At 63.4% G+C, this 20495-nt stretch carries 17 protein-coding genes; 4 read left to right on the forward strand and 13 right to left on the reverse strand.

What is annotated here, in order from left to right:
* Positions 1-104: 104 nt before the first annotated feature.
* The 5 genes from HHL22_RS16800 to HHL22_RS16820 all read right to left on the reverse strand — a co-directional run bounded on the left by HHL22_RS16800 (position 105) and on the right by HHL22_RS16820 (position 5654).
* Positions 105-512, reverse strand: a complete 408-nt coding sequence (locus HHL22_RS16800; RefSeq protein ID WP_169532575.1) for a hypothetical protein — start codon at positions 510-512, stop codon at positions 105-107.
* 126 nt (positions 513-638) lie between these two features.
* Positions 639-2186: a glutamate--tRNA ligase gene (gene gltX, locus HHL22_RS16805; RefSeq protein ID WP_169532576.1), complete on the reverse strand. Its 1548-nt coding sequence runs from the start codon at positions 2184-2186 to the stop codon at positions 639-641.
* Between the two features lie 81 nt (positions 2187-2267).
* Entirely contained in the window at positions 2268-2654 is a 387-nt protein-coding gene (locus HHL22_RS16810; protein WP_169532577.1) for a RidA family protein, read from the reverse strand.
* A 131-nt stretch (positions 2655-2785) separates the two neighbouring features.
* Positions 2786-4621 (reverse strand): glutamine--fructose-6-phosphate transaminase (isomerizing), encoded by a 1836-nt coding sequence (gene glmS / locus HHL22_RS16815; RefSeq protein ID WP_169532578.1) that lies wholly within the window; start codon positions 4619-4621, stop codon positions 2786-2788.
* A 220-nt stretch (positions 4622-4841) separates the two neighbouring features.
* The gene (locus tag HHL22_RS16820) at positions 4842-5654 is read right to left on the reverse strand and encodes a glycogen/starch synthase (protein WP_169532579.1); all 813 of its coding nucleotides are present in this window, start codon (positions 5652-5654) and stop codon (positions 4842-4844) included.
* A 117-nt stretch (positions 5655-5771) separates the two neighbouring features.
* Here HHL22_RS16820 and panC point away from each other — a divergent pair, with 117 nt between their 5' ends.
* Complete coding sequence (gene panC / locus HHL22_RS16825; protein WP_169532580.1) at positions 5772-6620, forward strand: pantoate--beta-alanine ligase; 849 nt, start codon at positions 5772-5774, stop codon at positions 6618-6620.
* Between the two features lie 136 nt (positions 6621-6756).
* On the opposite strand, the gene HHL22_RS16830 is transcribed toward panC, so the two are convergent.
* Entirely contained in the window at positions 6757-7767 is a 1011-nt protein-coding gene (locus tag HHL22_RS16830) for a sugar phosphate nucleotidyltransferase (protein ID WP_169532581.1), read from the reverse strand.
* Positions 7768-7924: 157 nt separating this feature from the next.
* On the opposite strand from HHL22_RS16830, the gene HHL22_RS16835 reads away from it, so the two are divergent.
* The 3 genes from HHL22_RS16835 (at position 7925) to HHL22_RS24260 (ending at position 9964) form a co-directional block, all read left to right on the forward strand.
* Positions 7925-8590, forward strand: a complete 666-nt coding sequence (locus HHL22_RS16835; RefSeq protein ID WP_169532582.1) for a LemA family protein — start codon at positions 7925-7927, stop codon at positions 8588-8590.
* A 64-nt stretch (positions 8591-8654) separates the two neighbouring features.
* The gene (locus HHL22_RS16840) at positions 8655-9116 is read left to right on the forward strand and encodes a TPM domain-containing protein (protein WP_169532583.1); all 462 of its coding nucleotides are present in this window, start codon (positions 8655-8657) and stop codon (positions 9114-9116) included.
* The gene (locus HHL22_RS24260) at positions 9113-9964 is read left to right on the forward strand and encodes a TPM domain-containing protein (protein ID WP_169532584.1); all 852 of its coding nucleotides are present in this window, start codon (positions 9113-9115) and stop codon (positions 9962-9964) included. The genes HHL22_RS16840 and HHL22_RS24260 overlap by 4 nt, the downstream gene beginning before the upstream one ends.
* A 67-nt stretch (positions 9965-10031) precedes the next feature.
* Here the strand turns inward: HHL22_RS24260 and HHL22_RS16850 are convergent, their stop codons facing one another.
* From HHL22_RS16850 to HHL22_RS16880, 7 genes are all read right to left on the reverse strand, one after another.
* Positions 10032-10658, reverse strand: a complete 627-nt coding sequence (locus tag HHL22_RS16850) for a 3'-5' exonuclease family protein (protein ID WP_169532585.1) — start codon at positions 10656-10658, stop codon at positions 10032-10034.
* Positions 10659-10754: 96 nt separating this feature from the next.
* A complete protein-coding gene (gene recJ, locus HHL22_RS16855; protein ID WP_169532586.1) occupies positions 10755-12629 on the reverse strand; it encodes a single-stranded-DNA-specific exonuclease RecJ in 1875 nt (624 codons plus the stop codon).
* A 247-nt stretch (positions 12630-12876) separates the two neighbouring features.
* A complete protein-coding gene (locus tag HHL22_RS16860) occupies positions 12877-14733 on the reverse strand; it encodes a tetratricopeptide repeat protein (protein ID WP_169532587.1) in 1857 nt (618 codons plus the stop codon).
* An 81-nt stretch (positions 14734-14814) separates the two neighbouring features.
* Positions 14815-15108, reverse strand: a complete 294-nt coding sequence (locus tag HHL22_RS16865) for a hypothetical protein (protein WP_169532588.1) — start codon at positions 15106-15108, stop codon at positions 14815-14817.
* Positions 15109-15286: 178 nt separating this feature from the next.
* The gene (locus tag HHL22_RS16870; protein ID WP_169532589.1) at positions 15287-17413 is read right to left on the reverse strand and encodes a peptidylprolyl isomerase; all 2127 of its coding nucleotides are present in this window, start codon (positions 17411-17413) and stop codon (positions 15287-15289) included.
* Between the two features lie 111 nt (positions 17414-17524).
* Positions 17525-17785, reverse strand: a complete 261-nt coding sequence (locus HHL22_RS16875; protein ID WP_169532590.1) for a hypothetical protein — start codon at positions 17783-17785, stop codon at positions 17525-17527.
* A gap of 150 nt (positions 17786-17935) precedes the next feature.
* Complete coding sequence (locus HHL22_RS16880; protein ID WP_169532591.1) at positions 17936-20449, reverse strand: S9 family peptidase; 2514 nt, start codon at positions 20447-20449, stop codon at positions 17936-17938.
* Between the last annotated feature and the right edge of the window lie 46 nt (positions 20450-20495).

Below are 20495 nucleotides of genomic sequence, written 5' to 3' on the forward strand. Positions count from 1 at the left end.
TACCGGTCAACGGCAGCTGCTGCATCGCCCGGCGGCGGCCCGGCATTACAGCGCCGCCCCTAGGGGGTTTGCCACTGGCAAAGGCCCTAGGGGCAAGCCGGTGGCTACTCCAGCTCAGCGCGGGTTTCGGCAGCCTCGTCGGCGTCGGTCGCGCCGTCTTTTTTGCGCTTGGACTCGCGGCTGGTACGCTTCATAAACTCCTCGTCCGACTCTTCGGGCTCTTCGGCTTCGGCGGCGTCAATATCCTCATCTTCTTCTTCGCGCGCTTCGCTAGCCGCGGCAGCCGCGGCGCGGGCCTGGGCTTCCTCGCCAAAGTTGCCTTCGCGATGTACTATCTTTTTGTCGCGCACGTGGCGGCCCAAAAACTCGTTTATCTGCTCGATGGAGTAGTTGGAAGTGATTTCGCCCAGCGGGTTCACGCCGATTTCAAAGCCTTCGAGGTCTTTGTGCACGCGCGCTTTTTTTTCGGGCTCGGCCGGCTTTTGCTTGGGTTTAGTGGGTTTCTTGGCCATGGTAAGGTAAGGGTAGTAGTCATCAATAAGGAGCAACTGCCGTGCATACGCAAAAAGCCGCCCTCGAGTGTCCGAGCGCGGCTTTTTGCGTATGGATAGGCTGCCAAAAGCCCTTAGTAGCCCAAGCTACCCTAGGCGCTCGCGCGCTGCGCGCAGGCGCTGGGCCACCTCCCCGGTACCCAGAATGGCCAGCGTTTCGAACAGGTCGGGGCCGGCGCCGGCGCCCGTCACGGCCACGCGCAAGGCCTGTAGCACCTGGCCGGGCTTGAGGCCCTGGGCTTCCATGGTTTGGTTGAAAATACTTTTAAGCACCTCGGCGTTGGCGCTGGGCTCCGAGTCGGCGGGCAGGGCGTCGGCGTAGGCCCCTAGGGCCGCCGAAACCTGCGCGTTCCACTTCTTGGCAATTACCGCCTGGTCGTACTCAGTCGGCGCTTCAAAGAAGTACTTGGCTTCCTGCCAAAAATCCTGCGGGAAGCTCACGCGCTCCTTCATCACGCCCACTACCTGCGCGGCCTTTTCCGCACTGCACTCGATGCCGTGCTCCCCTAGGGCCGCTAGCAGGTAGGGCGCCAGCTCGGCGTCGGGCTTGGCGCGCAGGTAGTGCTCGTTGTACCATTTGGCCTTGGCCACATCAAACTTGGCCGGCGACTTGCTCACGCGGTCAATCGAGAAGGCCTCAATCAACTCGGGCATTGAGAAAATCTCCTGGCTGGTGCCGGGGTTCCATCCTAGGAAAGCCAGAAAATTGACCAGCGCCTCGGGCAGGTAGCCATCTTCGCGGTAGCCGCGGCTCACGGTGGGCTCGCCGGTTTCGGGGTCGGTGCCGTGCCACTCCAGCGCAAACACCGGGAAGCCCAGGCGGTCGCCGTCGCGCTTGCTGAGCTTGCCCGTGCCGTCGGGCTTAAGCAGCAGCGGCAGGTGGGCGAACTGCGGCATGGTCTTTTCCCAGCCCAGGTAGCGGTACAGCAGCACGTGCAGCGGCGCCGAGGGCAGCCACTCCTCGCCCCGAATCACGTGGGAAATTTCCATCAGGTGGTCGTCCACGATGTTGGCTAGGTGGTAGGTCGGCATGCCGTCCGACTTCATCAGCACCTTGTCGTCCACGGCGCTCGAATGCACCACCACCCAGCCCCGAATCAGGTCCTGGAAGCGGATTTCTTCCTTGCGCGGCACCTTGAGGCGAATAACGTAGGGCGCCCCCGCGTCGAGCAGGGCCTGGGTTTCGTTTTCGGGCAGGGTCAGTGAGTTGCGCATCTGGGTGCGCGTGATGCTGTTGTACTGCGGGTTGGGCACCTTGGCGGCTTGCAGGCGCTCGCGCATGGCGTCCAGCTCCTCGGGCGTGTCGAAGGCGTAGTAGGCGTAGCCGTCGCGGATGAGCTGGTCGGCGTATTCGCGGTAGATGGGCTTGCGCTCGCTTTGGCGGTAGGGGGCATGCGGGCCGCCCTTCCAGGGGCTCTCGTCCAGCTCAATGCCCACCCACTCCAGGCTCTGGCGAATGTAGTCCTCGGCGCCGGGCACAAACCGGTTCTGGTCGGTGTCCTCGATGCGCAGTATCATAGTGCCGCCCAGCTTGCGGGCCAGCAGGTAGTTATACAAGGCCGTGCGCACGCCGCCAATGTGCAGCGGCCCCGTCGGCGAGGGTGCAAAGCGCACCCGAACAGGTCTTTCACTCATAATGCCGCAAAGGTAGGCAGTAGTGAAATGGTGAGGTGGTGAGCTTTAAATAGATTAACTCACCACCTCACTATTTTACCGCTACTGCTCCACTGCGATGCACGAAATTTCCACCTGCACGTCGCGCGGCAGGCGGGCTACTTCCACGGTTTCGCGGGCCGGCGCCGTAGCTTCCTCGAAATACGAGCCATACACCTGGTTGATGGTGGCAAAGTTGCCCAGGTCCTTCACGAAGATGGAACACTTTACTACGTCGGGCAGCCCTAGGCCCGCGGCCGCCAGCACGGCTGTCAGGTTCTTCAATACCTGGTGGGTTTGCGCGGCCACGTCGCCGTCGCCTACCAGCTGGCCCTGCGCATCAAGTGGTATCTGGCCCGATACGTACACGGTAGCGCCCGCCTTCACGGCTTGCGAGTAGGGGCCAATGGGCGCCGGAGCCTGGTCGGTGAGGATGATTTGGTGGGGCATGTTTTTGAATGTGCAAATGTGGAAAATGTAAAAAGGGACGTAATAGAAATGCAAAAATGGGGGAGATGTGAAAACTGACTTGCTTAGCCAATTTTCACATCTCCCCCATTTCTACATCTTCACATTTCTTATTATTCCACCGTCACCGATTTAGCCAGGTTGCGGGGCTGGTCAACGTTGCAGCCGCGCAGCACGGCAATGTGGTAGCTGAGCAGCTGCAGCGGTACCACCGACACCAGGGGCATCAGGATTTCGGACGTGTGGGGCACCTCAATGACAAACTCGGCCATCGCCGGAATCACGGTGTCGCCCTCCGTTACCACCGCGATAATGCGGCCCTTGCGGGCTTTCACTTCCTGAATGTTGCTCACCACCTTCTCGTACGAGCTGTCCTTGGTGGCGATAACGACTACCGGCATGTTCTCGTCGATGAGGGCGATAGGGCCGTGCTTCATCTCGGCCGCCGGATAGCCCTCGGCGTGGATATAGCTGATTTCCTTGAGCTTGAGCGCGCCTTCTAGGGCCACCGGGAAGTTGTAGCCGCGGCCCAGGTACAGGAAGTTGGGCACGTCCTTGAAGATTTCCGAAATCTGCCGAATTTCGGTATCCAGCTCTAGCGCCTTCTCCACCTTAGTGGGGATGTTGTGCAGCTCGGCAGTTAGCTCGCGCAGCTTAGTTTCTGGGATGGTGCCGCGGCGCTGGCCGATGCACATGGCCAGCAGCGTGAGCACCGTCACCTGGGCCGTGAACGCCTTGGTGCTCGCTACCCCAATCTCGGGGCCGGCGTGGGTGTAGGCGCCGGCGTCGGTGGCGCGCGCGATGCTGCTGCCTACCACGTTGCAAATGCCGAAGATGGTGGCGCCTTTGCTCTTGGCCAGCTCCAGGGCAGCTAGGGTATCGGCCGTTTCGCCGCTCTGCGAGATGGCAATCACGATGTCGCGCTCCGAGATAACCGGGTTGCGGTAGCGGAATTCCGAGGCGTACTCCACCTCCACGGGCAGGCGCGCCAGGTCCTCAATCAGGTACTCAGCCACCAGCCCGGCGTGCCAGGAGGTGCCGCAGGCCACGATGATGATGCGCTGGGCATTCACAAACTTCTGCTCGTAGGCGCGGAAGCCGGCCATGTTCAGGTGGCTGCCCCCCAGCTCCAGGCGCCCCCGCATCGAATCGAGGATGGAGCGGGGCTGCTCAAAAATCTCCTTGAGCATAAAGTGCTCGTAGCCACCTTTCTCAATGCTATCCAGCTCCAACTCTAGGCGCTGAATGTAGGGCGTCTGCGTCACGTCCTCGCGCGAGCGAATGGTGAGCTGCCCGTCGCGGATAACGGCCAGCTCGTAGTCGTTCACATACACCACCTCGTTGGTGTATTCGATGATGGGCGTGGCGTCGGAAGCCACGAAGAACTCGCCTTCGCCAATGCCAATTACCAGCGGCGAGCCTTTGCGGGCCGCAATCAACTGGTTGGGCGCATCCTTGCTCAGCACCACAATGGCGTAGGCGCCGATTACTTCGTGCAGGGCCAAGCGCACAGCTTCCTCCAGCGTGCAGTCGTTCTGCTTCTGAATTTCCTCAATCAGGTTGACGAATACCTCCGTATCGGTATCCGACTGAAACACGTGGCCCTGCTGCTGCAAGTGCGTTTTGAGCGCCGCGTAGTTTTCGATAATGCCGTTGTGGATGATGGCAATACGCTCGGAGGTAGAGTAGTGCGGGTGCGCGTTCACGTCGTTGGGCTCACCGTGGGTGGCCCAGCGGGTGTGGCCCATGCCCACCGTTGCGTGCGTGTCTTTCGAGGCTAGAAAGTTTTCCAGCTCGGCCACTTTGCCCTTCTTCTTATATACGTTCAGCGCGCCATTGAGCAGGGCCACGCCGGCTGAGTCGTAGCCGCGGTATTCGAGCCGATGCAGGCCTTTTAAAATAATAGGACAGGCCTCCCGATGGCCTAGATACGCAACGATGCCGCACATGTGCAGTAGGATTAAAAAGAGTTAGAAAATAACTGGTAACAGCCTCAAATAATTTGCGGCCAAATAGTGAAGCAATTTACGGGTAGGCGGCGGGAAATGCCGCTGCACCAACTGGCGCAAAACAGTTCCGGCCGCTAGCCCCGCCCAAGGCGAGGCCAGCGGCCGGAAAGGGAACGGCAAAGTTACGGCACTCCGCAGTTTCTTAGCAGCTAGCTAACTACTAATTGGCCAGTTCGTTATAAAGTGCCTGGTACGACGAAAGCAGATTTTCGTCGGTAGCCACCTGGGGCAGGCTCTTGCGCGAGGCGTACTCGCTGAACAAGCCGTTGAGGTTGTCGGAGAAGTCCTCGTCGGAGCGCACCACGGTGTCGGCGTAGTCCATGCCCATCTTCACGAAGCCCGAAAAATCGGCGGTTTGCAACGAAGTCAGCATCTGGTCGTCGATGTCGAGCATCTTGGCTTTTTCCACCAGGTTGCCCTCAAACTTGTCCATGAACTCGTTGTTGTAGACCGTGAAAACCGACTTGGCATCCTTGAATACCGGGTCCTTCTTGTACGTCGTTTTCAGGTACAGCGGGATAAGCGAAGTCATCCAGTCGTTGCAGTGCACGATGTCGGGCTGCCAGCCGAGCTTCTTCACGGTTTCAAGTACGCCCTTGCAGAAAAAGATGGCGCGCTCGTCGTTATCAGTGTAGAACTTGTCGTTTTTATCAACCAGGGCCGACTTGCGGTGGAAGTAATCCTCGTTGTCGATAAAGTAAACCTGTAGCTTCGCGGTCGGAATGGAGGCTACTTTGATAACCAGCGGCTTTTCGTCGTCGCCCACGGCAATATTGATGCCCGAAAGGCGCACTACCTCGTGCAGGCGGTTCTTGCGCTCGTTGATAATGCCAAAGCGCGGCACGAAGATGCGCACCTCGGCCCCGCTCTCCTGCATAGCAGCGGGCAGGCGGCGCAGCAACTCCGCTACTTTCGTGGTGTGGAGAAAGGGGTCAATCTCGGTGGCCGCGTACAGGATGCGCAACTTCGACATGGGGGGGCTGGCTAATGGGTTGAGAACGGGCCATAGTTTGGCTCCACAAAATTACGCATTTTTTCGTGTATTTGCAACAAAATTCGCTTAACCCTATTCGTTTGAAGCTCAACTAAAATGCTAAATTTTACATCCGCCACCGAGTGGCGGAGCTACACCGAGCAAGCGCGTTGCGCCGGCCGCCGCCTAGGGCTGATACCCACCATGGGGGCGCTGCACGCCGGGCATTTGCAGTTGGTGCAGGCCGCGGCCGCCGAGTGCGACGAGGTATTGGTCAGCATCTTCGTCAACCCCACCCAGTTCAACAATCCTGAGGATTTACGCCTTTACCCTAGGGTGCCCGAGCAAGACGCGGCCCTGCTGGCGCCGGCGGGCTGCACGGCCTTGTTTCTGCCCTCGGTGGCCGACATGTACCCGCAGCCCACGGTGCTGCGCTTCGACTTTGGCGCGCTGGAGAGCGTGATGGAGGGCGCCCACCGCCCCGGCCATTTCAACGGCGTAGCCACAGTGGTAAGCAAGCTGTTTCACCAGGCCCGGCCGCACGCGGTGTACTTCGGGCAAAAGGACTTTCAGCAGGTAGCTATTGTGCGCCAGCTCATTGCCGACCTTAGCTTTGACTTGGAGCTGGTAGTGTGCCCTACCGTGCGCGAAACCGACGGGCTGGCCATGTCGTCGCGCAACCGCCGCTTGGGGCCTGAGGCGCGGGCCCTAGCCCCCTTCCTCTACCAAACCCTGCAGGCGGCGGCCCAGCAGGTGCGCCAGGGCGTGGCACCGGCCTTAGTGCAGCAACAGGCCCTAGGGACGCTAGCGGCCGAAAAGGCATTTACCCCCGAATACTTCGAAGTAGCCGACGCGCAAACCTTGCAGCCGCTGGCCGCCTATGCGCCCGGCCGCGCCGTGGTGCTGTGCGTGGCCGCGTTTTTGGACGGCGTGCGACTGATTGATAACGTGGTGGTGGAAGCCTAGGGGCAGTTAAAGAACTAAAGAACGTCATTCCGAGCCCGCGAGGAATCTCGCTCGCGCCGGTTGGTTGTCGCCCACACGACCCCTAGGCGACGCGGGCGAGATTCCTCGCGGGCTCGGAATGACGTTCTTTAGTTCTTTACTTGCTCTGCTGATAGTCGATGTCGGTATTATCGCCCAGGTTAAGGCTGTGGTTGAGACCGCGGAAGGAGGCGTCGGAACCCACGATGCAGTCGCTCATCACGGCCGAGCTTAGCTCGGAGTACGAGCCGATGATGCTGTCGCTGACGATAGTGTGCCGGATGATAGTGCGGTCGCCGATGGCCACGTGCGGGCCGATAATCGAGTGCTCGATGCGGCAGCCCGCGCCGATGCTCACGGGCGGGATGATAACGGTATTGGGAAAGTCGGGGTGGGCAGGCACGGTCCGAAACTCGGGCGCGTCGAGCAGGCGGGCGTTGGCTTCGAGCAGGGTTTCCTTGCGGCCGCAGTCAAACCAGTTGTCCACGGCGGCGGTGCGCATGGGCTCGCCCTGCTCAATCAGGTGCATGAGCGCGTCGGTGAGCTGAAACTCCTCGTGGGTGCGGGTGCCGCTGGCAATGAGCCACTCCAGGGCTTCGGCTAGCTTTTCGGCGTCGGCAATTTTATAGAGGCCCACCAGCGCGTAGTTGCTCTTGGGGATGCGCGGCTTCTCGACCACGCGGCTGACCTGGCCGGCGGCGTCGGTTTCGACCAGGCCAAACAAACTGGGGGTTTTCACTTCTTTCACGGCCAGCACCGTGCCGGGCTGGCGCAGCAACGCGGGCAGGTCCACGTCCACGATGGTATCACCCAGCAGGATGAGCACGCCGTCGGGGTCGTGGCGAAACGTGTCGCGGGCCAGGTACAGGGCGTGCCCTAGGCCCTCGCGCGGCTCCTGCACCACGAAGGTGGCGTTGAGGTCGGGGTAGTGCAGGCGCACGTAGCGCTCTACTTTTTCGCCCAGGTAGCCAATCACGAACACAAACTCGGTGAGGCCTGCCCCGCGCAGCCGGTCGATGATGTGGCCCAGAATGGTATTGCCGGCCACCGGCACCAGGCTTTTGGGCTGGGTGTGGGTGTGGGGGCGCAGGCGCGAGCCGATGCCGGCAACGGGGATAATGGCTTTCACGGGAAGCGGATTTTACGAGCGAAACACAAACGGACCGGCCAAGCTACTCAACCGCGCGTATTAGTCTGCGTACTTTGCGCCGACTCGCGGCCGGGTTTAACCAGGCTCGCGCCGCGAAGTTGGCTCTCATCCCTCAATTTCTTTCTTTCATCGGATTATGAAACGTCTTCTCCTTTACTTCGCGGCTCTCGTGACGCTGATTTCGCAGTCCTCGTGCGGCTACAACGGCATGGTGCAGCGTGACCAGGCTGTTAAAACCCAGTGGGCCAACGTGCAAAGCGCCTACCAGCGCCGCGCCGACCTGATTCCGAACCTCGTAAACACGGTAAAAGGGGCTGCCAATTTCGAACAATCGACCCTGGAAGGCGTGGTGGAAGCGCGGGCCAAGGCCACCAGCGTCAATATCTCGGCCGACAACCTGACGCCCGAAAACATTCAGAAATTCCAGGCCGCGCAAGGGCAGCTGACGCAGGGCCTGGGGCGCCTGCTGGCCGTGGCCGAAAACTACCCGCAGCTGAAAGCCAACGAGAATTTCCAGGAGTTGCAGGCCCAGATTGAGGGCACCGAAAACCGCATCAACGTGGCCCGCGACAACTTCAACTCCTCGGTGAACGACTACAACACCTTCACGCGCTCGTTCCCCAACAACCTGTTTGCGGGCATGTTCGGCTTCCCGCCCAAGGGCTATTTTGAGGCCGACGCCTCGGCCAAGGACGCGCCCAAGGTTGATTTTGGCGACATGGGCAACAAGGGCACTTCGAGCGCCCCCAACACCAGTTCCAGCCCGAGCAATAACGCTAGCAACGGCAACGGTCAGTTTTAAAGGCCCTAGGGGCGCGGCGGGCCCCTAATGCCCGTCGCGCCCCTAGCTTTTTCTTATCCTTCCCATGACCCACCCGCTTACCGCCGCCCAGGAGGCGACGCTGGTTGCCGCCATCAAGCAGGCCGAGCTGCGGACTTCGGGCGAAATCCGGCTGCACATCGAGGACCGCTGCCCCACGCCCGAGCCTCTCGACCGGGCCGCCCAGGTATTTGCCGAGCTGAAGATGCACCAAACCAAGCTGCGCAACGGCGTGCTATTTTACCTGGCCTGGCAAACGCGGCAGTTCGCCGTCATTGGCGATGCGGGCATTAATGCGGCGGTGCCCGACGAGTTTTGGGAGGCGGTGAAGGAAACAGTGCTCGACGACTTTCGGCAGGAGAAGTACGTGGCGGGGCTCGACCACGGCATCCGGCTGGTGGGCGAGCAGCTGCGCCAGTTTTATCCCTACGACGCGGCCACCGACGTGAACGAGCTATCCGACGACATTTCTTACGGCGACGACGCCCCTAGCCCCACTCGCTCATGATTGACGCGCCGCGTTTGGTACCCGCCCCCCCCAGGGGCTGGCTTTGGCTGCGCCCTAGCTGGCTGGGCGGCTGGCTACTGGCTTTGCTGTGGCTGCTGGCCCTAGGGGCAGCGCAGGCCCAGCAGGTGCCACCGCGCCCCGACCCGCCCAAGCTGGTAAACGACCTGGCCGGCATGCTGCAGCCCGACCAGGTGGCGGCGCTGGAGCAAAAGCTGGTGGCCTATAACGACAGCACCTCGTCACAAATCGCCATCGTGACGGTGCCTTCGCTGGGCAACAGCGACATTTTCAGCTACGCCCAGAAGCTGTTTCAGGATTGGGGCATCGGGCAAAAGGGCAAAAACAACGGCATTTTGCTGCTGGTGGCGCTGCAAGACCGGCAGGCCCGCATCCAAACCGGCTCGGGCATGGAAGGTGCCGTGCCCGACGCCCTGGCCAAACGTATTATTAACTATCGCCTCAAGCACGCCTTTCAGCAGCAGCAGTACTACCAGGGCCTCGACGAGGCCACCGACGACCTGTTTAAGCTGCTAAAGGGCGAATACAAGGCCGACCCCGAGCAAGCCCGTGGCCGCCGCGATAACTCCGGCTCCGGCTGGGGCTTCTGGCTGATTATTGGCGTGCTGGTGCTGGTATTTCTATTCCGCTCGCGGGGCGGCGGGGGCCGGGGCGGGCGCGGCGGTATTGGCGGCGGCTTCGTGCCGCCCATCATCTTCGGCGACTTCTCGGGCGGCCGCGGTGTGTTTGGCGGTGGCGGCGGCGGCTGGGGGGGCGGCGGAGGAGGAGGCGGCTTCGGCGGCTTTGGCGGGGGCAGCAGCGGCGGCGGCGGCGCCAGCGGCAGCTGGTAGCGGCAGGCCCCGCAGCCCTGACACGTAGCTAAAAGGCGGTTGAGCTTACGTGGCTCGGCCGCCTTTTTTAGGCGCCATCTGCACCGAGCTGCACCTCCTTGTAGAAGGGCTTGTCGTAGAATGGCCGCAGCAAGCGCACCACTTCCAAGGCATCGGCCAGGGCCTGGTGGGCCACGTGGGGCTCGGCCTGGCCGGCGCGGGCCTGGCAGATGAGCATGGTGGGCAAGCGCGAGTCCTTCTGCCAATTGAGATAAAAAGCCGCGGGGTCGAGGGTGGCCGGCTCGGACCGGACCAGGGTGCCCCAGCCGGGCAGCTCGCGCAGGAAAAGTAGGTCGAAGGTGGCCACGTTCTTGCCAGCCATCACTACGCTCACGCAGTCTTTCTTATTGGGCTTGAAGCCATTGGCTAGCAAAAACTCGCGCAGCTGCGGCAGCACCTCGTCGGGGCGGCAGATGTCGGGCGCGTCGCGCTTGTTTTTATCGGCCAGCTCGGCTAGCAGGCCCGCGTTCAGGGCCAGCGCCCCGGCCGTACCGCAGATTTCGGGGTGGCGCAGGGCGCGGCGAAAGGCCGGCAGCTCCCCTAGGGGGGTGGCAGACGTGCGGCGGGTATCCTCCACTACGGCGGCCAGTTCCAGCACCTGGTGGCGCAAGGGGTCGGGGCCGCTCATTTCGAGGTCAATGGAAACGTAGCGCATGCGGTAAATGAGCGAGTGAATAAAGTAGCTGGAATACGGCCCGTTGCCAGGGGCGTTTACCTACCGACTACTTTACGCAGTTACTCACTTGCTCATTTACTCTTTCCAACGCAAGTCCATTAGGCGCAGCTGCAGCGTGCGACTACCGCGAAACTCATTCATTTCCAGCATGTAACATGACTCCAGAATGGCATCCGGGTTGTCGAGCAGCCTAGGCAGGTAGTGGCCTAGGCCAAAGCCGATGGCCTCCACCACCAGGCCTGGTGACTGCTGGGGCTGGGTGAGACGCATTTTGAGGTGGCCGGCCACGCCCACGGGCCGCACCGAGCCGGGCACGGCGCGCAGGTCGGTGCTGGCGAAAATGGGCTGCGGGTTGCCGGGCCCAAAGGGTTCGAGCTGGCTCATCTCGTGCAAAAACTCCTCCGTCAGCTGCCGCAAATCGAGCCAGCCATCCACATCGATGGGGCGCACGGGGCGCTGGCCGGCGGGCTGCCGGGCGGCCACCTCGCGCATAAACTGCTCGCGAAAAGCCTCCACGTTTTCGATGGGCAGGGCCAGGCCCGCCGCCGCCTTGTGGCCCCCAAACTGGCGCAGCAGCGGGGCGCAGGCCTCCAGCACCTCGTGCACGTCGAAGCCGGCCACCGAGCGGGCCGAGCCGGTAGCCAGGCCGTCGCGCTCGGTGAGGATGACGGTGGGGCGGTAGTACTGGTCGAGGCAGCGCGAGGCCACGATGCCTAGCACTCCCTGCGGCCAGTGCGGCTGGTAGAGCACGGTGGCCGGCGCGGTAGCCCCTAGGGGGTCGGCCTCAATCATGGCCAGCGCCTCCTGGGTGGTGCGCGCGTCCGAGAGGCGGCGCTCCTGATTCATGTGGTCCACTACTTCGGCCGTGTAGCGGGCCTCTTGCTGGGTGGGGGCCAGCAGCATGTTCACGGCGCGGTGGGCGTCGCCCATGCGCCCGGCCGCGTTGATGCGCGGCGCAAAGCCAAACACCAGCGAGCTGAGGCTGAGCGGCCCCTGGCGCGGCGCGGCCAGCTCGTGCAGCGCGGCCAGGCCGGGGCGCAGGCCGTCGGGGGGGCTAGGGGGCGCCAGGTGCAGCGGCACCGGCCCGTCGAGGGTGTCGGCGGCGGTGTAGGCCTGGGGCTCGGCGGGTGCGAAGGCGGCGGCCTGGGTTACGTTGAAGCGGCGCAGGCCGTGGGCGGCCAGAATGCGGTTTTCACCCGTCACGGGCACCACGTCGGCGGCAATGCTCACGGCTACCAGGTCGAGCTGGGCGTAGAGGGGGGCTAGGGGGAGGTCGAGCTGCTCGGTCAGGGCCTGCATCAGCTTGAAGCCCACGCCGCAGCCCGACAAATCGGGGTACGGGTAGTGGCAGTCGGGGCGCTTGGGGTCGAGCACGGCCAGGGCGGCGGGCAACTCCTCGCCGGGCAGGTGGTGGTCGCACACAATAAAGTCGACCCCCTGCGTATTGGCATAGGCCACTTGCTCCAGGGCCTTGATGCCGCAGTCGAGCGTCACGACCAAGCTAAAGCCGTGCTCCTTGGCAAAGTCCACGGCCTGCATCGAGATGCCGTAGCCCTCGCGGTGGCGGTCGGGGATGTAGGGCTGCAGGCGGCTTAGCTCCTCGGGCGTGCCGGGGGCGTCGGCCAGGGGGCGCAAGTAGCTCACCACCAGCGCCACCGACGTAATGCCGTCCACATCGTAGTCGCCCAGCACCAGCACTTTCTCGCCTTCTTCCAGGGCGCGGCGCAGGCGGGCAATGGCCACATCCATGTCGCACATCAGCCAGGGCGAAGGCAGGTCGGTCAGCTTAGGGTCGAAGAAAGCCTGGGCGGCGGCGGCCGTTTCGATGCCGCGCTGGGCCAGCAGGCGAGCCAGCACCGGCCCAATGGGCAGCGTCCGCGTTAGCGTGGCCACTGCCTCGGGAGCCGGGTCAGGAGCAAATACCCATTGCTTAAGCGGAATAACAGACATAGATAGGGTTAACGTAGGAATAACCTCAAAATTACGGCATAATTACCCGCCGTACCTTCGGCTCCCGTTTCCGTCCGCCCCATGCGTCCCCTCCGCGAGTTCTATCAGCGTTACCGTCAGTACGTTTCCACCGATGCACTGATGTACTTGGTCTTCATTGTGGTGCTGGCTTTACTGTTCCTTTTTTTCCGCTAGGGGCCCTAGACACCCCGGCTACTGCTACTGCGGCGGCCAGCCGCCCTGCGCGCTACTGCACCGCGTCGCCGCGCAGGTGGCGGAAGCGCTTGCGGGCCTCCGCCACGTAAATGCTGCCGGGATACTTAGTTAGCACCTGCTGGTAGTGCTCCTGCGCCTTGGCCTTGTCGCCCAGGTTCTGCTCCTCAATTTCGGCCAGCAAAAACAAGGCGTCGTCGCTCAGCACGTCGTACTTGGGGTTGCTGGTAATTTGCCCCAGGGTGGCGGCGGCGGCGGCGTAGGCCCCGGTGCGGCGCTGCAGGCGGGCCTTCAGCAGCAAGGCATCGTCGGCGATGGTATGGCCGGGGTAGCGGGCCAGCAGCGCATCGAGGCCCGTGATGGCCTGCGGCAACTGGTTGCGAAACACCAGCGCCTCCACGGCGGCGTAGTCCTTTAGGGCCAGCCCTAGGGTATCCACCGCCAGCCCTTCTTGGATAAGCAGCGAAAGCTGCATGGCGTCGTTGGCGATTTCGCGGGTGGTGGCTTCCTTCAGAATATCCAAGTGGCTCTTGGCCAGCTTAAAGTCGCCGGCAAAGTAGCTCAAGCGTGCGTTGCGCAGCTTGGCTTCCTGCCCGATAGCCGCCTCAGGGTTAGCCTTTTCTACCTGCGAATACAGCAGCGTGGCCTCCCAGGGCTCGCCCTTCAGCAGGTCAATATCGCCGAGCGCCAGCTTGGCCTCGGCCACGGCCTCGGGCGCGGCGCGGGGCATGGCTATCACGCGCTCCAGCAGCGGCACGGCCCTAGGCTGGTCGTCGAGCTGAAAGGCGTAGAGCTGGGCCAGACGGTTCAGCACCGGGGCCGCATCGGGCGTCGAGCCCAGCTCGGTAACCAGGGCGGCGTAGTCGGCGGCCAGGGCGCGCAGCTGGGCCTGGTCCACGGGGTAGGTATCGCGCACCTGGGCTTCGCGGGCCTCGAGCAGCAGCTGGCGGGCGCGGCCGTAGAAGGGGCCGGTGCGGTACTCGCGCAACACATATTCGCAGGCGGCCACGGCGGTAGCGTAGTCGCGATTGCGCTGCGCGATGCCGGCCAGCGCCAGCACCCTAGCCCCCTGCGCCTCGGCGCGGCGGTCGAGGGCGCGGGCCTGCACCAGCGCGCCCGCAAAATCGTGGCGCTGCACTTGCAGCCACAACAGCAGCTCGCTGTAGGCTTGCTGGTCGGGCTGAGCTTGCACCTTGCCTACCAGCAGCTTTTCCAGCGTGTCAAAATCCTTTTCTTCGCGCAGCGCGTTTTGCAGCATGTTGCGCACGAAAGGCAGTTGCTGGGGGTCGCGCTCCACCAGGCGCAGGGTTTCGTCGAGCAGCTTGTCCTGCTGCTGACTCTGGGTGTAGAACTGGATAAGCTGGGCGGCGTACTCGGTATTGTTGCGGGCCAGCTCGCGGCCGCGCAGATAGGTTTTCTCGGCCCACTGCGGCAACTCGCGCTGCTGGAAGTCGGCCGCCACCGGCGCCACTTGCGGCGGCGTCAGTTGGCTAATCACCTTTTGGTACTGCTTGTCGGCGGCCGCCTGGTCGCCGCTGGCGGCGTACAGCGCCCCTAGGGCCACGCCGTAGGTGCCCTCTTCGGGGTGCTGGCGCTGGCCGCGCTTGAGCAGCTTTTCGGCCTCCTTGTAGCGCTTGAGGCCCTGCAGGGCCGCGAGGTAGCTGGGCAGCACCTCGGGCGCGGTTTGCTCGTCGCTTTTCAGCTTTTCAAACAAGAAGGCGGCCTTCTCAAACTCGCCCCGCTTGGTGTACTCGCGGGCCAGCGTGGCGCCATCCACGGGCGCCCAGGCGCCGGAGTTGCCGGGCTGGGGGGGCCTAGGGATAAACTGGGCTTGCGCCGAGGCCACCAGGGCCAGGCCGCCGGCCAGTAGAAAGATGGAAGTACAACGCATACTGTTCACGGCTCTTCCCGCTTGGTTTTCTACCTAACGCTATTGCTGCGCCGCTTTGTTCAGGGCGAGCGAGCCGATTACTTACAACGCCCCGAGCCAGCTGCACAGCTGCCAGCCAAGCAAGCCGGCTAGCAAGGTGGCCAGGCCGCGCAGCTCCGAACGCATGGCCGACCAGGGGCGTTGGTACACGTAGCTGTTAACCAAGGGCATCCCGCCCAGCGCCAGCACTAGCGCTACCGGAAAGGCCAAGTGTTTTAACTCCTCGGGCCAAGCGCTGGAATGCCGAAAGATGAAGCACAGCGCCAGCCCGAGGCCGATGCACAGCAGACCCGGCAGGCCCCGCTGCATAAAAGAAATAGTGACTTTTGGCTGCATGGAACGGAGGCGCTAGTTAGGCAAGCAATATACGCGCAGTAGCCTGTCGCTCCGTGGCCTAGGCCCCGCCAACTTCCCCAAAGCCTGCCTTCCTTAACGCAACCGGCCGCACCCTAGGGGCGCGGCCGGCTGGTAAACCTATCCTTGTATAGCGAGCTATGGCGAGCGCGACTAACTCCTAGAAGAACCTGGCGCGGTTGTCTTCCACCTTGGCATTGGCTTTCAGGGCCTCGTAGGTGAGGTTGTCCTGGCGCTGCTGGCGCTGCTGGGTGAGCTGCTGGCGCAGGGCTTTCACATCGGCGGGGGCGGCGGGCGGGGCCACGGCCAGGCCCTCTACCACCAGCACGCCCTGGTCGCCCTGGATGGGGGCCGACTTCTGGCCCGCTTTCAGGGCGAAGGCGCGGCCCACCGCGTCGGGCTCGAAGCCCACGTTCGGGATGATGCCCTGGCCGGCGGCTACGCCATCGGCAGTTTGCACCACGGCGCCGGGGCCGGCGGCTTTGGCCATCTCCTCCAGGGTGCCGGCCTTGCCTTGCAGCTTGCCCATGATATCCTTGGCCTTCAGCTCATTGCGCACCTGGGCGGTTAGCTCGGGGCGCACGCTCTCGACGGTGGCCGTGCCCTTGGTGCGGGTGTCGGTGAGGGCGGCAATGATGTGCTGGTCGCCGATGTCAAATTTCTTGACGTCGCCCACCTTGGTTTCCCCATCGGGGCCTAGGCCGAACGCCCAGCGCACAATTTCGCGCGCATTTTGCAGGTTATTCACGCTCTGCGCGTCGCGGCCCACGTACTTGGCTTCCTGCTTTTGCAGGGTCTTGTCCTTGGTGGGCAGGGCGCGGAAGGCCTCCAGGCTATTCGCGTCGGCCAAGAGCTGCTCGGCCTTGGCGTAGGCGGCGTCGCGGGTGGCGTCGCTGGGTTGCACGGTTTTCGTAATGGCCGCTACCTGGTAGGTGTTCGTGGTTTTCGGGGCCGTTACCTTGATGATGTGGTAGCCGAAGTTGGTTTCTACCAGGTTGGGCAGCAGGCCGGGCTTGCTGGCCGCAAACACGGCCTTGCTGAACTCGGGCACCATGCGGCCTTCCTCAAACCAGCCGAGGTCGCCGCCCTGGTCCTTGGTGCCGTCGCTGCCAAACTGCCGGGCCATCGCCGCAAAGTCGGCGCCGCCCTTAATCTTATTCAGGAGGTCCTGGGCCTTGGCCTTGGCGGCGGCTTTCGCCTGGGGCGTCTGGGCGTCGGGCTTGATGAGGATGTGGCTGGCGCGGGCGGCCGGCTTGGCGCCCGCCTTCTCGCCCGTCACCTTAAAGAGGGCTAGGGTGTTGCCGTTCACGAAGGGCCCGTATACCTGGCCCACCGTTAGGGGCAGCTCCTTACGCAGCTGCTCGGGAAAGCTAGGGTCGCCAGGCGAGAGGTAGGCGCGGTTGTAGGGCTGGTCGGAGTTGGCCCGCACGAACAGCGAGTCGTTGGGCGCCGTTTTGAACTGCGTGGCCAGGCTGGCTACGCTCTGGCGCAGGGCGGCGCTGTCTTCCTTCGAGGCCACTTCGGGTACCACGATGTACTCGATGCTACGGCCATCCTCTACTTTATAGCGGCCCTTGTGGCGGTCGAGGTAGTCTTGCAGCTGGGCGTCGGTGGGCTTAAAGGCCGAGTCCGACACGCTGGTGTAGGGCACGAACAGGTAGCGGAAGTTCGCCTTGCTGTTCTGAGCCTTGTCGAAGGCCTTAGCCTCGGCCGTGGTCACGTACACCGAGTTTTTCAGCAGGTCGTTGAACTTGGTTACCGGGCCCCGGAAGGTGCGCAGGTCGTTCTCAAACTGCATGAAAGCGGCTTCCTGCTGCGGGTTTTTATTGAGGTTGCGCAGGAAGCTCAGTAGCGCTTCTTTATTGAACTGGCCGGTTTTGGGGTCGGTAAACGACTGCTTCAGCGAAGGGTCAATGTTGTCGCCCTGCACCATGTCTACCAGCTCGTCGTCGCTCACGCCCAGGCCCAGCTTGTCAATTTCGGGCTGGTAGGCGTACTTATAAAGCAGTTGGTTCCACACTTGGTCGCGCAGGTAGCCAGTGGCTTGCTCGTCGGGCTGGCGGCCCTGCTGGTTGGCAAAGTTCTGCTTGGCTTGCTCGAGGGCGGCGGTAAACTCGGGTAGTTCAATCTTGTCGCCGTTCACTTTGCCCACCATCTGGCCATCGCGGCCGAAGAGGCGGTTGCGGCCCCCCACTAGGTCGCCGCCCACAATGAAGAGCAGCATCCCGACGGCCACGGCCCCCACGGCTACGCCCGACTTTTCGCGAATCGTGTTAATTAATGCCATTTAAGAAAATAAGATAATTCCGTGGGCCGTAGCCAAATGAGGCGCAAAATAACCACCGCCCGGCCAAACTTTCAAGCTGGGCCTAGGGCCGCCGCTGCCAAAAGGGCCCTGCTAGCGGCGGGCGCCCTTTTTCTTTTGCTTCTTGGGGCGGTTCAGCTCGGCTACTTGCTGCGCTACTTCCGCTTCCTTGGCGCGGCGCGCATCCTGCTGGCGCCAGTAGTTGAGGGGCAGCCAGCAAGCCAGCGACACCATAAAAATCCAATAATTGCGCCCCAGGTCTTTCTGCAAGACGGTCTGGTACACGCCAATCACGAACGAGACCACCCCTAGGGCCATCAGCACCGTGCGCGCCAAGGATTTATCGAATTTCATATGGGTTAACTAAAAGTGAGCCAGAATGCCAAGAACGTCATGCTGAGCTTGCCGAAGCATCTCTACCGAACAATGCTGCGCGGTAGAGATGCTTCGGCAAGCTCAGCATGACGTTCTTTTTGCTTAATGCTCTAAAACGCTAGCACAAAGTTACTGCCCCCCTACCCCGCCGCTGCCGCCGCCGGTAGCCGGGGCAACACTGGGGGCGCGCAGGTTGGTTTCAAAGAGCTTGAGCACGCGCTTGTACTCGTCAGTCCACGACGAGGCCTCCACGAAGCCGTGGTCCTCCACCGGGTACACGGCCAGCTCCCAGTTGTCTTTATGCAGCTCGATGAGGCGCTGGCTCAGGCGCACGATGTCCTGGAAGTGCACGTTGGTATCGACCATGCCGTGGCACATGAGCAGCGCCCCGCGCAGCCCCGCCGCGTAGTTAATGGGCGACGAGCGGGCGTAGGCCACGCTGTCGGCGTAGGGCTCGTTGAGGATGTTGTCGGTGTAGCCGTGGTTGTAGTGCGCCCAGTCGGTGACGGCCCGCAAAGCGGCCCCGGCCCGGAATACCTCGGGCTGCGTGAACAGGCCCATCAGGGTAATAAAGCCGCCGTAGGAGCCGCCGTAGAGGCCCACGCGGCGCGCATCCACGCCGTATTTGTCCACCAGCAGCTTGGCGCCGTCCACTTGGTCGGTCAGGTCCTTGCCGCCCATGTAGCGGTAGATGCCCGTGCGCCAGGCCCGCCCGTAGCCCGCCGAGCCGCGGTAGTCGATATCCAGCACCGTATAGCCGCGGTCGGCCAGCAGGTTGTTGAACATGTACTCGTGCTGGTAGCTGCTCCACCACTTGTGGGCGTTTTGGAGGTAGCCCGCGCCGTGCACGAATATCACGGCCGGCCGGGTGGGGTCGGGCTTGGCCGGGCGGTAGAGGCGGGCGTACACCGGCGCCCCGTCGCGGGCCGGGAAGCTGATGAGTTCGGGGTCGCGCCAGGGGTAGCTGGCAAACTCGGCGGTGGTGGAGTGCGTGAGCTGGCGCATGGGCGCACCCGGCCGGTTGGGCTGCACAAACAGCTCCCAGGGCTGGTTGGCGTAGCTGTAGCGCAGCAGCAGGGTTTTCTCGTCGGGCGAGACGCTGACCTCGTAGCCGCCCGGCCGCGTGGTGAGCTGCACCAGCGGCCCACCCCCCACCGGCAGGCGGTAAAACTGCTGCTCGCCGGGGTGGTTTTTATTGGCCGTCAGGTACCAGGTTTTCTGGTCGCGCGCCAGCTGCACCTGCTGCACCTCGAAGTTGCCGCTGGTCAGGGCTTGCTGCTGGCCGGTGGTCACGTCCACGGTGTAGAGGTGTGAGTAGCCGGTTTTCTCGCTCTGGAACCACACGCGGCGGTTGTCGGGCAGCCAGCCCACGTTGCCACCCCCGTAGCCTAGGCCCGGCCCGCCAATCCAGGCGTCGTCGTGCTGGCGGTCGAGCAGCTTTATTTTTTGGGTTTCGGGGTCCAGGGCCAGCAGCCAGCGGTCTTTGTTGTCGGCGGCGCGCACTACCAGCAGCGCGTGCTGGCCGTCGGGGCTCCAGTAGGGGCCGAAGGGCTGCACGTGGCGCAGCTCGGTGGCGGGCTTGGCTTTGGGCGCATCGGGGGCCCTAGGGGTCGTTTTGTCGGCGGCGGCGGGCACGGGGGCCTTGGCCTTCAGGGCGTACTCCTGGCGGTAGGCAGGCTGCTCGTCCAGGCCCTGCAAATCCTTGTAGCCCAGCACGAAGGTGGTATCGCGCCCCACGTCGTAGATGCCTAGCTCGTAGGCCCGCTGGGCGGCGCCCACCTTGCTGCGGGTGTTCAGGTCCTCCGTAAAGCCCGAGGCCGTGACGAAGCTCGGCACGATGGCCACCTTGTCGGTACTGGGCTGCACCAGCGTGTAGGTTACGAAGCGGCCATCGGGCGAGAGCTGCAGGTTTTCAACGGTTTGCGACCCTAGGTAAATCACCTTGGGCTGCAGCCGGGTCAGGGCTTTCTGCTGGCGCTCGCGGGCGTGGCGGTCCTGGTCGCGGGCCCGAATCACCTCAAACAGCGCCAGCTGCTCCTGCCGCAGGTAGCGTTGCTGCGGGTTGGCCGCAGCCTTGGGCGGGGGCGGCCCGGTGCGGAAGTCGGTGCGCTGCACCGTCTCGCCGGTGGCCGGGTCCCAGGTGAAGAGGTTGCCGGCGCGGGTGTAGCTGACGACCCGCTCGCCCAGGGTGAAGCCAGGGTTGGTTTCGCGCTCGGCCGTGTTGGTCACGCGCCGGGTGCGGCCGGTCTTCAGGTCGAGCAGGTAGATGTCGCCGTTCAGCTCGTACACCTTGCGGGTGTAGCGCTGGTCGTACTCGCCGCGCTGCGGCGGCAATTGGCGCTGGGCAGCCAGCGGCACCTTGCGCGGGGTGCCACCGACGGGCGTGGTTTCGTAGAGCGAGTCATGGCGGGCCCGGTCGGGGTTCCACTGGAAGTAGATGCGCTTGCCGTCCTCGCTCCAGTACGCCTCCGAGGGCAGGCCGCCCATCCAGTCGGCGGGCTCGCGCATTATCTTTTCGACCGTGAGGGGGCCTAGGGGCCCGGCGGCCGGCAATGCGGCAGTTACGGCGGGTGCGGCAGTTTGGGCCGGGGCGGCCAGAGGCAGCAGGCCGCCAGCCAGCAGAAGCAGTACAGAACGGGACATAAAGCAGAAGAAGCCAAGTAGCCACCCAAAGTAGCACGTTGGGGTG

Origin of the sequence: Hymenobacter polaris, from assembly GCF_012927305.1 — a bacterium.
GTDB lineage: Bacteria > Bacteroidota > Bacteroidia > Cytophagales > Hymenobacteraceae > Hymenobacter > Hymenobacter polaris.

Bases quoted from the DNA above. Each gene is read 5' to 3' on its own strand.
- HHL22_RS16800 (WP_169532575.1), bottom strand. From the start codon at position 512: ATGGCCAAGAAACCCACTAAACCCAAGCAAAAGCCGGCCGAGCCCGAA.
- gltX (WP_169532576.1), bottom strand. From the start codon at position 2,186: ATGAGTGAAAGACCTGTTCGGGTGCGCTTTGCACCCTCGCCGACGGGG.
- HHL22_RS16810 (WP_169532577.1), bottom strand. From the start codon at position 2,654: ATGCCCCACCAAATCATCCTCACCGACCAGGCTCCGGCGCCCATTGGC.
- glmS (WP_169532578.1), bottom strand. From the start codon at position 4,621: ATGTGCGGCATCGTTGCGTATCTAGGCCATCGGGAGGCCTGTCCTATT.
- HHL22_RS16820 (WP_169532579.1), bottom strand. From the start codon at position 5,654: ATGTCGAAGTTGCGCATCCTGTACGCGGCCACCGAGATTGACCCCTTT.
- panC (WP_169532580.1), top strand. From the start codon at position 5,772: ATGCTAAATTTTACATCCGCCACCGAGTGGCGGAGCTACACCGAGCAA.
- HHL22_RS16835 (WP_169532582.1), top strand. From the start codon at position 7,925: ATGAAACGTCTTCTCCTTTACTTCGCGGCTCTCGTGACGCTGATTTCG.
- HHL22_RS16840 (WP_169532583.1), top strand. From the start codon at position 8,655: ATGACCCACCCGCTTACCGCCGCCCAGGAGGCGACGCTGGTTGCCGCC.
- HHL22_RS24260 (WP_169532584.1), top strand. From the start codon at position 9,113: ATGATTGACGCGCCGCGTTTGGTACCCGCCCCCCCCAGGGGCTGGCTT.
- HHL22_RS16850 (WP_169532585.1), bottom strand. From the start codon at position 10,658: ATGCGCTACGTTTCCATTGACCTCGAAATGAGCGGCCCCGACCCCTTG.
- recJ (WP_169532586.1), bottom strand. From the start codon at position 12,629: ATGTCTGTTATTCCGCTTAAGCAATGGGTATTTGCTCCTGACCCGGCT.
- HHL22_RS16860 (WP_169532587.1), bottom strand. From the start codon at position 14,733: ATGCGTTGTACTTCCATCTTTCTACTGGCCGGCGGCCTGGCCCTGGTG.
- HHL22_RS16865 (WP_169532588.1), bottom strand. From the start codon at position 15,108: ATGCAGCCAAAAGTCACTATTTCTTTTATGCAGCGGGGCCTGCCGGGT.
- HHL22_RS16870 (WP_169532589.1), bottom strand. From the start codon at position 17,413: ATGGCATTAATTAACACGATTCGCGAAAAGTCGGGCGTAGCCGTGGGG.
- HHL22_RS16875 (WP_169532590.1), bottom strand. From the start codon at position 17,785: ATGAAATTCGATAAATCCTTGGCGCGCACGGTGCTGATGGCCCTAGGG.
- HHL22_RS16880 (WP_169532591.1), bottom strand. From the start codon at position 20,449: ATGTCCCGTTCTGTACTGCTTCTGCTGGCTGGCGGCCTGCTGCCTCTG.